This window comes from Psychrobacter sp. UBA2769, from assembly GCF_002352555.1.
Taxonomy (GTDB): Bacteria; Pseudomonadota; Gammaproteobacteria; order Pseudomonadales; family Moraxellaceae; genus Psychrobacter; species Psychrobacter maritimus.
Genome location: NZ_DEIR01000010.1, coordinates 238,069 through 251,747 on the forward strand (window position 1 = coordinate 238,069; position 13,679 = coordinate 251,747).

General features: G+C 44.2%; 10 protein-coding genes. 7 read left to right on the forward strand and 3 right to left on the reverse strand.

The window, feature by feature from the left end; genetic code table 11:
- Positions 1–102: 102 nt before the first annotated feature.
- The 3 genes from B3Q63_RS04360 to gmk all read right to left on the reverse strand — a co-directional run bounded on the left by B3Q63_RS04360 (position 103) and on the right by gmk (position 3,975).
- Positions 103–2,292, reverse strand: a complete 2,190-nt coding sequence (locus B3Q63_RS04360) for a RelA/SpoT family protein (protein WP_201563301.1) — start codon at positions 2,290–2,292, stop codon at positions 103–105.
- A 562-nt stretch (positions 2,293–2,854) separates the two neighbouring features.
- Positions 2,855–3,115 carry a DNA-directed RNA polymerase subunit omega gene (gene rpoZ / locus B3Q63_RS04365; RefSeq protein ID WP_201563299.1) on the reverse strand — a complete coding sequence of 87 codons (261 nt, stop codon included), beginning with the start codon at positions 3,113–3,115 and terminating at the stop codon, positions 2,855–2,857.
- 233 nt (positions 3,116–3,348) lie between these two features.
- Positions 3,349–3,975: a guanylate kinase gene (gene gmk, locus B3Q63_RS04370; RefSeq protein ID WP_201628215.1), complete on the reverse strand. Its 627-nt coding sequence runs from the start codon at positions 3,973–3,975 to the stop codon at positions 3,349–3,351.
- Positions 3,976–4,433: 458 nt separating this feature from the next.
- On the opposite strand from gmk, the gene ispH reads away from it, so the two are divergent.
- From ispH to fghA, 7 genes are all read left to right on the forward strand, one after another.
- Complete coding sequence (gene ispH, locus B3Q63_RS04375; protein ID WP_201619142.1) at positions 4,434–5,390, forward strand: 4-hydroxy-3-methylbut-2-enyl diphosphate reductase; 957 nt, start codon at positions 4,434–4,436, stop codon at positions 5,388–5,390.
- Position 5,391: 1 nt separating this feature from the next.
- Positions 5,392–5,631, forward strand: a complete 240-nt coding sequence (locus B3Q63_RS04380; protein WP_296174215.1) for a hypothetical protein — start codon at positions 5,392–5,394, stop codon at positions 5,629–5,631.
- Between the two features lie 113 nt (positions 5,632–5,744).
- Positions 5,745–6,560, forward strand: a complete 816-nt coding sequence (locus B3Q63_RS04385; RefSeq protein WP_296174216.1) for a thioesterase family protein — start codon at positions 5,745–5,747, stop codon at positions 6,558–6,560.
- 287 nt (positions 6,561–6,847) lie between these two features.
- The gene (locus B3Q63_RS04390; RefSeq protein ID WP_296174218.1) at positions 6,848–8,368 is read left to right on the forward strand and encodes a catalase; all 1,521 of its coding nucleotides are present in this window, start codon (positions 6,848–6,850) and stop codon (positions 8,366–8,368) included.
- 246 nt (positions 8,369–8,614) lie between these two features.
- Positions 8,615–10,615, forward strand: coding sequence for a molecular chaperone HtpG (gene htpG / locus B3Q63_RS04395; RefSeq protein ID WP_296174220.1), 2,001 nt, complete (start codon positions 8,615–8,617; stop codon positions 10,613–10,615).
- Between the two features lie 346 nt (positions 10,616–10,961).
- Positions 10,962–12,422 (forward strand): C13 family peptidase, encoded by a 1,461-nt coding sequence (locus B3Q63_RS04400; RefSeq protein ID WP_296174222.1) that lies wholly within the window; start codon positions 10,962–10,964, stop codon positions 12,420–12,422.
- Positions 12,423–12,524: 102 nt separating this feature from the next.
- The gene (gene fghA, locus B3Q63_RS04405; protein ID WP_296174224.1) at positions 12,525–13,415 is read left to right on the forward strand and encodes an S-formylglutathione hydrolase; all 891 of its coding nucleotides are present in this window, start codon (positions 12,525–12,527) and stop codon (positions 13,413–13,415) included.
- Positions 13,416–13,679 lie beyond the last annotated feature (264 nt).

Sequence of the window (13,679 nt, forward strand, 5' to 3'; positions counted from 1 at the left end):
ACGCTTAAAATTAAATATAAAGGTTAATGCCTAACGCCTAACGCCTAACGCTTAAAAGGCCTAGGTAAAAGGGATAGATTTTAACATTTATTTTAACTGATTTTATAATTGGTATAGCCGGATAATATTAGGGAAGCCAAGTAATGAGCGTAGTTCGCGAATACCTTGCGCTAAATGATTGCGACTACGTACCACGATATGAATAATGGTATCGCTGCTACGTACATCGACCTTTTCGACTCCGATATTTAACTGGCGCAGATGATAAATCACTTCACTGATTTGCTCGTCACTGAGAGCAATTGAGAGCTTAAGGTAAGCGGGAAAACGGATTTTGCTACCGTGTTCGTCTGAGTCGCTTTGCTTAATTGCTTTATCGTTACGCCAGCGCAACTGAATAACTTGATAAGGATTGTCTTTACGGATATCGTCCAATGAAAAGCATTTATGTCGATGGACAACCAAACCATGACGCGATAAATGGCCAACGATAGGGTCGCCATAAATCGGGTGACAGCAATTGGCAAAATCAAGCTCAACGCCTGAGGCATTGACAATCAGTTGCTGCGGCTGGGTCATATCATCAATATGTTCTTGCGATTGAATATCACTGACCTCATCGCTAAACAAACGGGTGACCACCAGTTGCGGCAATAACGTACCCGAGCTTATTTGCTCAAATAGCGCATCTTTTTCTGTCAAACCGCGCCATTCAGTGAGGTTTTTCCAGTCACTCTCGCTTAAATCATCGAGGCTTTTCTGATACGTTTTTAAGGCGCGGTCTAAAGCTTGCATACCATGATGCTGCTTGTCTGCAGGAGATAAGTCTTTAAACCAGCGCAAAATCTCTACCCGGGCTTTATTGGTGACCACAAAGCCAAGCCATTCCGCCTTTGGCTCAGAGTGACTGTTTACTTCAATCTCGACCAACTGACCGTTTTTCAGTACCGTGCCGAGTTTCGCATGTTTGTTATCGACATTGGCACCGACGGCAACATTGCCGACCATAGGTCCTACCGCGTAAGCAAAGTCGAGCGCCGTTGCGCCCTGCGGTAGCTCATAAGCGCGCCCCTGCGGACTGTAGCAGATGATTTTACTCGAGTGCAGATAATCCATCAGCTCATTAATGGTGGAGACCGCCGCTGAAAAGTCAGGGCTGTCCTCATCTAAGCTGTCTTCATCGTCGACCAAGTCTTTCATATTGCGTAATGACGCTTGAATGACCGATTGGCTGACATCGGAGGCATGTTCTGCGCCAATAACGCCAAGCCTTGCCGCGTTCTGCATTTGCTTGGTTAAAATCGTCACTTTAACAAAATCATTGTCGCGCTCATAGATAAGGGTCAGCGACTGATTACCACCCGGTAGCGGGCGGCGAATATTATCAGCGATATGGCTGTCATCAATCTGATATTTTTTAATCAGATAATAAGCCAATTTGTCACAGGCTTCGATATTATCAAGGACAATCTCAAATGCATAATGGCGCAACAGTGCATTGATTTCACCGCGATTGCGGAAAAACTGGCGAAAGATAACGACGCGATTGTCTAAGACTTTAACCATGCCATTCAGACCAAGATTGTTTAGAACAATACTTAAATAGCGATGAATGGCCTCTCTTTGAAAATTACGCCCAAGCCCGTGTTGTAGCAGCTTATCAGACAGCTTGTTATACATATCTGAGTCAAGGTTACGATAGCAAAGCACTTCGATATAATCGGCAATGTCATTGAGACCCATTAAGCGTGCAAAGGGCACATAAAAATCTAGGGTTTCTTGCGCGGTGGTGCGCTGTTTTTCTGGGCGTACCGCATCCAGCGTCGACATATTATGTAGGCGGTCAGCCAGTTTGATAATCAATACCCGTGGATCGGCAAGGGTGGCAGTTAGGATTTTATGAAAGGTAGCCGCTTTATTTTCTTGTTTATTATGGGTCGATGATTTTAATTTGGTCACACCATCGACCAGTCTTGCCACTATTTTGCCATAACGCTGCTGAATCTGCTCAGCACTGATCTCGGTATCTTCGACCGTGTCATGGAGGATGGCTGCAATAATCGTATCGCGATCCAAGCGAAAGCCTGCCAATATTTCGGCAACGGCAATCGGATGGGTGATATAAGGCTCCCCTGACTTACGCTTGTCTTTGATATGCGCAATATCACCGAACTCACAGGCATCAATAATATCACTACGTTCAGCCGCAGTGAGATAACCTACTGAGCGCAGCAGATTATATTGAGCGTCATCGACTAAAGGATGACTGAGTTTGGGTAAGGTTTGACTCATAAAGCGGCGATCCTATTTTCCAATACCTATTTGTCAGTTCAAGACGGTTTCTTGGTTCTCGACTGTTTGGGTAAATGGTGACTGAATGAATGCTGACCTACGCTATCAAAGCTTAAAGACGCAGAGCTAAAAAAGGGGCAGACCACCCTCTAATTAATCGTAAATCGCATTCAATGTCAACTGCTAAGCGAGTAGGCTATGCAAAAATTAAGAAATTCCCACTCAATGGTAGGATTTTCGCTATAAACGGTGGTTAAAATTGCTAACTGTTTAATATATAGTCGATTTAATTTAAGAAATAATAACATACTGCTGGGATAAATTTTTCGCAGCCTCTGGAGCGCACAGCAAGCGAGGGAAGTTTATCCCAGCAGAATACTATTTCGTTTTGAATTGACTATAATAACTTAGTATTATAAGTAGCGTCATCAATAGTCTTACAACCAAAAAACCACAGCCTATGCTGTGGTTCTTATCAATCAGGAATGTCATCACTTAATAAAGTGGTCGCACAAAACAAGTACTAAAAGCCATGTTTCGAAAGCTGGCTGATAAAGCCTTATTAAAAGCTATGATCGCCTGATAATGCTAAATCTAATGAGCTTGTAGCAAAGTTATGATCTGGCTGATTTAAAATGTCACGGGTGATTTTGCCCGCAGCAATTTCACGCAAGGCCAATACGGTAGGCTTGTCGTTATCAACGTCAACCAACGGTTCAGCAATACCTTTGGCCAACTGACGGGCGCGCTTGCTTGCGACCAATACCAGCTCAAAGCGATTATCAACATTATCCAAACAATCTTCAATCGTCACTCGTGCCATAAATAGCTACCTCGGTTGTTTTTATTAGTCACGGAGCTTGCCCGCCACTCAATAAAAATAATATCAAAAATACAAAAGGGGGATAGCTAGGCATTATAGCATTTTTTGTTTAAGCGCGTGGTTGCTTTTTATATCGGCTGCTACTTATATCTACGACGCCGCGCGCAATGCCCAGATAAGAAGACAGATAATGCGATTTTAGCATTCCCCTTTCCCTTTCCTTTTTCTTTTGGCTACTCTTCTACTTTAGTACTCAGTAAGTTGGTAATGGTGCGATGGTAACGCTGCTGTTGGCGCTTAAGCGTCTGTCTATCGGCAACGATAACGGCTTTGAGCTCAGTCAATGCCACTTCAAAATTATCATTAATAATCACAAAGTCAAAATGTACGTATTGTGCCATCTCAGTGACTGCGCCTGCCAAACGCTGCTCGATGACCTCTAGCGTATCTTGTGCGCGCGTCGATAAACGCTGACGTAAAGTCGCAATACTTGGCGGCAAAATGAAAATCATCGTCGCGTCAGTGAAGATTTTTTTGACTTGTAGCGCCCCTTGCCAATCAATCTCTAAGATAACATCAACGCCGGCTTCTAACTGCGCCCGCACGCTTTGCTCTGAGGTACCATAATAATTGCCAAACACTTCGGCATGTTCTAAAAACTTGCCTTCACCGATGGCTGTCACGAATTTATCAACATCGGTAAAATGATAATGATGACCATCAATCTCACCGGGACGCGGCGCGCGAGTGGTGTGCGACACGCTGACAGTCAAGTCATTGGTAGTAGCCAATAACTGCTTTACCAGTGAAGTTTTGCCTGTACCCGAAGCGGCGGTAATAATAAATAATGAACCTGTCATACGGTATTTCCTAATGAAGTGTTTCCTAATGGAGTCTGTTCTAATGGAATTTGCTCTAATAAAGCATGTCTTAGCAAAATCTAGGCTAGTAACAATCTGTACTGCTAAAAGACCCAAAACTGTCTTAGTAAATGGCTAAAAACTGGTAAAAATAAAAAACGCCATCAGGTATGGCGCTAGCAACTTATATTGAATGGTAATCGATGCATTATTATAAACTGCTTTTAGGGCTTTTATTTTATTTAGCGCCAGCTTTTCATTACTTAGTTGTTGTTCTGAAGTTATTTCTAAATGAAAAGGCGCTTTAGCCAATGTATTGTTAATTTAAAACATGGCTATTTTCAAAGGCAATAAAAGCAAATTATGCTAAAGTAGAGCATTGATTTTATCCCCGTTTTTAATGTGAAGCTGTTTGATATTTAGCTTTAACTATAAATTATCTAATGATAGGCCCTCTTATGCAAATTTATCTTGCCAATCCACGTGGATTTTGTGCTGGTGTAGATCGCGCGATTGCGATAGTGAACGAAGCATTGACACGTTTTGAGCCACCCATTTATGTGCGTCATGAAGTCGTCCATAATAAATTTGTGGTGTCTGATTTGGCCAATCGCGGTGCGGTGTTTGTTGAAGAGCTGCATGAAGTACCCGATGGTTCAATCGTTATTTTCTCAGCTCATGGCGTCTCAAAGGCAGTGGAAGATGAAGCACAGCGCCGTGACTTAACGGTATTTGATGCGACTTGTCCGCTCGTTACCAAGGTACATATCGAAGTGGCAAAATTTGCTCAAGACGGCATGGATGCGGTATTGATTGGTCATGCAGGACACCCTGAAGTAGAAGGCACCATGGGGCGCTTTAATCGTCGCCACGGCGGTGAGATTCATTTGGTCGAAAATGAAACCGATGTCGAAGCTTTGAGTGTACAAAATGCTGAGCACTTAGCCTTTGTGACCCAAACAACCTTATCAATGGATGATACCGCGCGCGTTATCGATGCATTGCGCGAAAAATTCCCGAGTATCCAAGGTCCGCGTAAAGACGATATCTGCTATGCCACCCAAAACCGTCAAGATGCTGTCAAAGATTTAGCTGGTCGCTGTGAGGTGGTCTTAGTGGTTGGTTCGCCAAACTCATCCAATTCTAACCGTTTACGTGAATTGGCCGAGCGTATGGATTGCCGTGCTTATCTGATTGATAACGCCACCGAGATGGATAAACGTTGGTTTGATGGGATACAAAGTGTCGGTGTGACCGCTGGGGCGTCAGCACCTGAGGTATTGATTCAAGAAGTACTCCAGCAGCTGCAAGATTGGGGCGGTGATTTACCAAGTGAGCTGTCAGGTATCGAGGAAAACGTTACTTTTAGTTTGCCAAAAGCCTTACGTATTCCGGTCACGCAAGTAGGTAAATAACATGAAAAAGCAGAAGTTTGTCTTGGCAGAGGCGTCGCTTGATGAGATTAATAAGCAATTGAGAATCAATATGTTTACCATTGTCATGCTGATATTGGTGCTTTTTATGAATATCGCGCAGTTTATGAGAGATTACAGCCTGCTATATGGTGTGCTTATTGCCATTATGGCTTTTTTTCTATTTGTAATGGCCAAAAGTCGCACGCTGCTAACGATGAGAAAACAAGAGCTTACCAGATAAGTTAGTTATACAGGCAAGCTAAGTTTAACCATATTTATAACAACATTGACTTCTCACAGCGGTCAAAAGTACTGAATAAACGAGAAAGATTGAATTAAAGGTTAAGGATGTTCATGTCAGCTTATTATCATTTTATCAAACGCGAACAGCAAGAAGGCGGCGTCAGCGTCGCTCATTATCAGCCAACCAAGCATGCACAAGGTGCTTGGAATGAGCATGAGCAGCATATGGCACCAGCGACAGGATTGCTGACAGCGGAGCTCCAAGGCTATGCACCGCAAGCCAACACCCGTATTGCCCGTATCAGCCTAGATATTTTAGGCTTGATTCCGCTTGATGATTTTACGATTACCACCCGTTGTATCCGTCCGGGTAAGACCATCGAGCTGATTGAAGCGGTCATGAGCAGTCGCGGCCGGGATGCGATTATTGCGCGTGCATGGCGTCTTATGACCCAAGATACCAGTGAGATTGCAGGACTTGAAGATCAAAAATCTCGATATCAACCTGAAGAGTTACCGGTTTGGGAAGATATGAAAGGCTGGCCGGGCGGTTTTATCGAAAGCGTACGCTTAGTGGCTGATCCAGACCGTCGTCCTGGTCGTGGCATGGTATGGATCACCAACGATGTCGAGATGGTAGAGGGCTTGCATACTGATGATTTGGTGCATCTACTAGGCATGGTTGATACCGCCAATGGCGTGGTGCCACGCCTCGGTCTTGGATTATCGCAGTTAGAGTGGATGTTTCCCAATACGGATTTACAAATCCATATGCATCGTATCCCAACAGGCAAATGGCTTGGCATCGAAGCCATGCAGCAATACGGCAATGATGGCATAGGGCTGACTAGCGCCGTGCTGCATGATATACATGGTCCATTTGGTCGTAGCGAGCAAATCTTGACCATTCGTCCGATGCCGCGCTAATCTTAACCTGATATCTTTGGCTGGCGGAACTTAAGTTAGCCATTGTATCTTTTAATAACATCCTAGTTTTTAGTAACATCCTAACGTAGTGAAGCAGCTTGTATTAAACAGCTAGAAATCAGTCTATGTTATATAAAATAAATGAAAATTATGTAATTAATCTATTATACAAATAATTAAAAATCGGTTGTAATGGAAGCCAACAAGATATCAAAGTAGCTCATGGTTGCTATGATGAGTTTTAATAATAAACGCCACACTCAATTTATCTCAAAAGGAATATGATGATGAGCGATAAGAAATGCCCTTACGATACCACCCCACTGACGATGAGCAATGGTGCCCCTGTTGTTGATAATGAAAACAGTAAAACCGCTGGCAAACGTGGGCCGCTTTTGGCAGAAGATTTATGGTTGAATGAAAAGCTGGGCGATTTAAACCGTGAAGTTATTCCAGAGCGTCGTATGCATGCTAAAGGTTCTGGCGCGTTTGGTACATTTACCTTAACCAACGATATCACCAAATATACTCGTGCTGATATTTTTAGCGAAGTGGGCAAGCAGACCGAGATGTTTGCGCGTTTTAGTACAGTCGCAGGCGAGCGCGGCGCGGCTGACGCTGAGCGTGATATTCGTGGTTTTGCTTTGAAGTTTTATACCGATGAAGGTATTTGGGATTTGGTTGGTAACAACACGCCAGTATTCTTTGTCCGTGACCCACGCAAGTTTCCAGATTTGAACAAAGCGGTTAAGCGTGATCCACGTACCAATATGCGTTCAGCGACCAACAACTGGGATTTTTGGACGTTATTGCCAGAATCGCTACACCAGGTTACCATTACCATGAGCGATCGCGGTCTGCCAGCATCGTATAGACACATGCATGGCTTTGGCTCGCATACCTATAGCTTTATCAATCGCGACAATGAGCGCTTTTGGGTCAAATTCCACTTCGTTACCCAACAGGGCATCAAAAACCTAACCGATGCCGAAGCCGAAGCGCTCGTCGGTATGGATCGTGAAAGCCATCAAAAAGACTTGTTTGAAGCTATTGAGAATGGCGATTTCCCGAAATGGAAAATGTACGTACAAATCATGCCAGAAGAAGAAGCCGATACTGTGCCGTACCATCCGTTTGATTTGAGCAAAGTCTGGCCAAAAGGCGACTATCCACTGATTGAAGTCGGCGAGTTCGAACTCAATAGAAATTCGGACAATTATTTCTTAGACGTAGAACAAGCAGCATTTGCGCCGAACAATCTAGTACCTGGTATCAGTGCCTCACCAGATCGTATGCTCCAAGCCCGCCTGTTTAGCTACGCAGATGCCCAGCGTTATCGTGTCGGGGTCAATCATAAGCAGATTCCAGTGAACAAACCACGTTGTCCGGTCACCAGCAATCACCGCGATGGTGAAGGTAGAATAGGCGACAATTACGGCGGTCGACCACATTACACGCCAAACAGCTTTAGCCAATGGCAAGATCAACCTCAGTATGCTGAGCCGCCACTCAAGATTGATGGCTATGCGGATCACTATGATTTCCGTGAAGACTCAAATGATTACTTCAGTCAGCCACGTGCTTTATTTAATCTGATGAACGATGAGCAAAAGCAGGCACTGTTTGATAATACCGCAAGAGCGATGGGTGATGCGTTAGACTTTATTAAGTATCGTCATATCCGCAACTGTAACTGGTGTGACCCTGCTTATGGTGAAGGTGTTGCCAAGGCATTAGGATTGACTGTGGAAGATGCGATAGCAGCGCGCGAGTCTGATCCCGCACGCGATTTGCCTAGCTGTCTATAGACTGCAAATTATAACAATTGATTTAAAAGTACCGCTCTAGGAAACTAGGGCGGTTTTTTATGGCTAATAACTATTTTTGGCTTGTTCGAGCTTGAAATTTTCGCCCGCGCCCCTATCTGATTAAGCAGCCTAACAGTATTTACAGCGCAGTCTCATTAAGTAGATTGGCGAGACTGTTGGTATTTGAAAATTTGCGATTTATGTGTGCTGGCAACAGCATTTTTGGTAACAATAATAGGAGTTTTTATGAGTGAACAGACCCAAGCGGACAATAAAAACGCTAATGACCTTGATGTTAATAAAGACACCCCTGAATTAAAAAAACATACCTTTGAAGCAGAAGTGGCGCAGCTGCTGCATTTAGTAACCCATTCGCTCTATTCTAACGCCGATATTTTTGTGCGTGAGTTGGTCTCAAACGCCTCTGATGCCTGCGATAAATTGCGCTTTGAAGCGACCAATGATGACAGTCTTTATGAGGACGATGGCGAGTTAAAAATCCGTATCGATATTGATGAAGACGCTAAAACCATTACCTTTACCGATAATGGTATTGGTATGAATGAAGCGGATGCGATTGAGAACCTAGGCACGATTGCTAAATCTGGTACCAAGGCTTTCCTAGATAAATTGTCTGAATCACAAAAACAAGACGGTCAATTAATCGGCCAGTTTGGCGTTGGTTTCTATTCAGGCTTTATCGTTGCAGATACCATCAGCGTTGAATCACGCAAAGCGGGTGAGACTGCCGATAAAGGCGTGCGCTGGGTATCAGATGGCACAGGTAGCTTTACCGTTGAGCCTATCACCAAAGCCACGCGCGGCACCGCCATTACTTTGCATCTAAAAGAAGAGTATGCGGCAGGCGAAGACAATTATTTAGACCGCGGCAAAATTAAGCGTTTGGTTAATAAATACTCAGACCATATCAGCTTGCCGATTCAGATGCGTAAAGAAGTTTGGCAAGAAGATGAGGTTGAAGAGGGTGATGAGACTCCTGCCAATGGTCAAATGGTACTGACTGACGAATGGGAAACCATTAATAAAGCCAGCGCACTATGGACACGTTCAGCATCTGAAATTGAAGATGATGAGTATGTCGATTTTTATAAAAACATCACTTATGACATGGATGCGCCGCTGACATGGACGCACAACCGTGTTGAAGGACGTGTGCAATATACCCAGCTGCTTTATATTCCTAAAAAAGCGCCGGTAGATTTATACACGCGTGAGCAGCAGCATGGTCTAAAGCTGTACGTTAAACGCGTCTTTATCATGGATGAAGCTGAGCAGTTATTGCCGATGTACTTGCGTTTTGTTAAAGGGGTCATCGATTCAGCAGACTTGCCACTTAACGTCAGCCGTGAAATCTTACAAGAATCGCGTGATGTAAAATCTATCCGTGATGGTAACGCGCGTCGTATTTTGACTTTGCTAGCTAGCCTTGCTAATAGCGAAGATGCCGACAAGCAAGAAAAATTTGCTCAGTTCTATAGCGAATTTGGCGATGTTATCAAAGAAGGCCTTGGCGAAGACATGGGCAATCAAGAGCGCATTGCTAAATTGCTGCGTTATGCCACCAGCACCGACGATAAGGTTGAAACCAGCTTTGAAGACTATAAAGCGCGCATGAAAGACGGTCAAAAAGCCATCTATTATCTAACGGCTGATAATTTGGCTGCTGCTAAAAACAGTCCGCAACTTGAGCTATTTAAGAAAAAAGGCATCGAAGTTATTTTGATGACCAGCCGTGTCGATGAATGGGCGATGAATTTCTTAACCTCATTTGATGAGACACCGCTACAAAATATCGCTAAAGGTGCCGTTGATTTGGGCGACTTGCAAGATGAAGCGGAAAAAGCTGAAGCGGAAAAAGCTGTGGAGACGATGAAGCCAGTCGTTGATAAGTTAAAGACGGCTCTAGGCGAGCGCGCCAAAGACGTTAAAGTTTCAACACGTCTGGTAGATAGCCCAGCTTGTTTGGTGGTAGGTGAAGGCGAGCTGTCGCCACAAATGATTCAAATGTTAAAGCAAATGGGTCAAGATGTACCAGAGAGCAAGCCAACATTAGAGGTCAATCCTGATCACCCGCTGATTAAAAAGCTTGAGAGTAGCGAGCAGTCTGACGGTGATTTTGACAAGCTTGCGCAAGTGATTTTTGACCAAGCATTATTGGCGGATGGCGGTCAGTTAGATGATCCTGCTGCCTATCTAAAACGCGTCAATGAGCTATTGATGAGATAATGTTTAAGGTTTGATAGAAGGTTTTGATAAAAAAGGAGGTCTTAATGCTAAGGCCTCCTTTTTTAATAGGTTTTTAGAGGAATCTTCAAGCGATTTTTACAAATCAGCCTTATGCTCTTGACCGACAATCCGTTACAATTGTGACAGATTAGCGCGCTAAACGATTTCGTTGCGCTTTTCGCGTCCTATACCCATTTTATCGTAAATCAGATATAAAATTGCTGCCAATAAGCTCTCTAAAAAACGTAGGTTAATTATATTAAACAGCCTATTAAACGTTGTGCACAGCAAGATACATTATCATGGATTTGCGTTATTTCTCTCGACTGGCTAGAGGTCTAAGTCTTTGTCACTTGCGTCGTTAAAAACTGTCTCGCTTCAGCGCTTTTCGCTCAATTTCGCTGCCAATATTATTGCAACCTTATGGATGCTAGTAGGGTCAACGCGGGCGTTTTCTTGGGTAAAACCTACCTTTATCCAGTTTGCGGTCTTCGCCTTATTAGCACTGGGTAGTAATGTGCTTTTTTCGTGGTTGGCGGCAGAAAATGGTAGCGTCTTTAATGAGCAAGGATTGGTCAGCTATTTAATTTGGCCGATGATTATTCTGTTGGGCGGTATTATTTTGGCACGCCGCGCCGGTAATCAAGCGCTGGTTTTTGTGCCTGTGGTGCTGTGGTTAGTCGCCGATACCTTATCTGCGCTACTGCAAAGCCTTGTGCAGTTTTTTGGCAGCTATGGCTGGCTACCAAGTTGGAGCTATTCACTTTTACCGATATTGTTTTTAGTGCTGTTTTTATGGCAAACATTGGCGTTGTTATGGATTTTCTCTCGGCGTTTGCGGGTCCCTTGGTGGGAGCGCATTATTGTCATAATCGGGGCAGTGGCATTATTGACCATTTGGCAGCGCAATGTCGCTGACCAGCCGATATTTAAGCAAATCCCTGTTGAACCGGTACTAGAAGAGGCGGCCTTATACGAGCAGCCAAGATTGCTGCAGCAAGCCCTAGACCGCATTGACCCCAGTATACCGGGTAAAAGCGACTGGTATTTTATGGGTGTGGCAGGATTTTCAGATCAAAATGTCTTTCGCTCTGAGATTAATAAAGTCCGTGAGCTGTTCGATGTGCGCTTTGGTACCAGCGGGCATTCACTGGCATTGATCAATAATAATTACACGTGGTTGGATGAACCCATTGCGACTAAGACCAGTATCTTGCGCGGTTTAAAAACCATCGGTCAGCAGATGAATGCCGATGAAGATGTGCTATTTATGACCTTATCATCGCATGGCGATCAAGATTTTATTCATCTATCAAATCCGCCGCTAGCGATGGACAATTTGGACGCTACTTGGCTGCGTGAGGCATTAGATGCTTCCGGTATTCGCTGGCGTGTCATCGTGGTGTCCGCGTGCTATTCAGGCTCATTTATCGATGAATTGGCCTCTCCAACGACGGTGGTAATTACCGCCTCCGCTGCTGATAAGATGTCGTTTGGCTGTACCAATACCGCTGAGATGACCTATTTTGGCCAAGCATTCTTTGCCGAAAGTTTGCGTGAAAACACCAGCTTTTCTGATGCCTTTAAAGACGCCGCTTACCGCGTAAAAGAGCGTGAGCTTTATATGGGTTTTGAGCCATCAGAGCCGCAAATGGTCATTGGTAGCTTAATGGAAACCGCCTTGCAAGCATTTGAGCAAGCCTTGTTTGATAAAACACGGCCGTCGCTTGCTAGTATGGCCAATAGTACCAACGCTGATACTGCTGTAAATGTGCCGGTAAATATTGCTCCTGCTGCTATTGATTAAATATTCATTACTAAACACTAATTTCTCACTATTAACTATTAATCACGAATGACCGATTAACTCTCAACGCTTATTTTATCTTAGATACAAAGGATATTACTCATGAATAATGCTTATAACCATAGTTTTTCAGCCAGTAGCCAGTTGACCCAAAAAAGTGTCAATCGCTGTTTCGATGGCGAGCAGCATTACTACAGCCACGAGTCGACGTCGACCAAAACGCCGATGACGTTTAGTATTTATCTGCCAGATGAAGCGCTTGCCGGTCGCCGCTGTCCCGCGCTTTTATATCTCTCAGGCTTGACCTGTAATGCCGATAACGTCACTCATAAGGCGCATTTCCAACAAAAATGCAGTGAGCTTGGCATGATTTTTATTGCGCCTGATACGTCTCCTAGAAGCAGTGACCGTCACGATGTACCAAACGATGAGCGTTATTTTGTTGGGCAGGGCGCAAGCTACTATGTTGATGCGACGCAAGCCCCGTGGTCAGAACATTTTAATATGCAAAGCTATATCGTTGATGAATTATACGATTTGCTGCGCTCTGAGTTTCCGATTGATAGTATTGGTATCACTGGGCACTCGATGGGCGGTCACGGCGCGTTATTGTTGGGCTTTAAGTTCCCAAGTAAGTTTGTCAGTGTCTCCGCTTTATCGCCTGTTTGTGCAGCCAGTGAGTCAGCGTGGGGGCAGGCCGCGTATACAGAATACTTTGGTGATGATAAATCATTATGGGCGCAAGCAGATGCTGCACAGCTGATTATGGAGGTTGGGCAGCAGTACACCAATATTTTGGTCGATCAAGGGGGTGCTGATAACTTCTTGGCAGAGGGGCAACTGCAAACCTCTAAGCTCCAAGAAGCTTGTAATAAGGCACAGCAGCCGCTTACATTGCGCTATCTTGCTAGTCACGACCACAGCTATTACTTTATTCAGACAGTGATTGATGATCATATTGAACATCACTGGCGTATGGCGCAGATGGGTTAAGCCGGTTAAATAATGGCCGCCTGCTAGATAAGCTGCCAGCCCGTTATATAACTTGACAGACAGTTACGCTGATTATTTAACCAAGCGCAGTTATTGGTATAAAATAGAGCTTGGTTGGATAATCAATGTGCTTAAAGGTAAGGTTTTATGATAAACAGTCTGACAGCGACGGCAAATGCGGGTGCAAATAATACAACGCAAAAAGCCGAATCATTGCTTACGGTTATGCAAGCTGATATGGCTGCTGCTATCAAAGATAAGCAG

Coding starts and splice junctions, on each gene's coding strand:
- B3Q63_RS04390 (WP_296174218.1), top strand. CDS start 6,848: ATGAGCGATAAGAAATGCCCTTACGATACCACCCCACTGACGATGAGC.
- fghA (WP_296174224.1), top strand. CDS start 12,525: ATGAATAATGCTTATAACCATAGTTTTTCAGCCAGTAGCCAGTTGACC.
- B3Q63_RS04380 (WP_296174215.1), top strand. CDS start 5,392: ATGAAAAAGCAGAAGTTTGTCTTGGCAGAGGCGTCGCTTGATGAGATT.
- gmk (WP_201628215.1), bottom strand. CDS start 3,975: ATGACAGGTTCATTATTTATTATTACCGCCGCTTCGGGTACAGGCAAA.
- B3Q63_RS04360 (WP_201563301.1), bottom strand. CDS start 2,292: ATGAGTCAAACCTTACCCAAACTCAGTCATCCTTTAGTCGATGACGCT.
- ispH (WP_201619142.1), top strand. CDS start 4,434: ATGCAAATTTATCTTGCCAATCCACGTGGATTTTGTGCTGGTGTAGAT.
- B3Q63_RS04385 (WP_296174216.1), top strand. CDS start 5,745: ATGTCAGCTTATTATCATTTTATCAAACGCGAACAGCAAGAAGGCGGC.
- htpG (WP_296174220.1), top strand. CDS start 8,615: ATGAGTGAACAGACCCAAGCGGACAATAAAAACGCTAATGACCTTGAT.
- rpoZ (WP_201563299.1), bottom strand. CDS start 3,115: ATGGCACGAGTGACGATTGAAGATTGTTTGGATAATGTTGATAATCGC.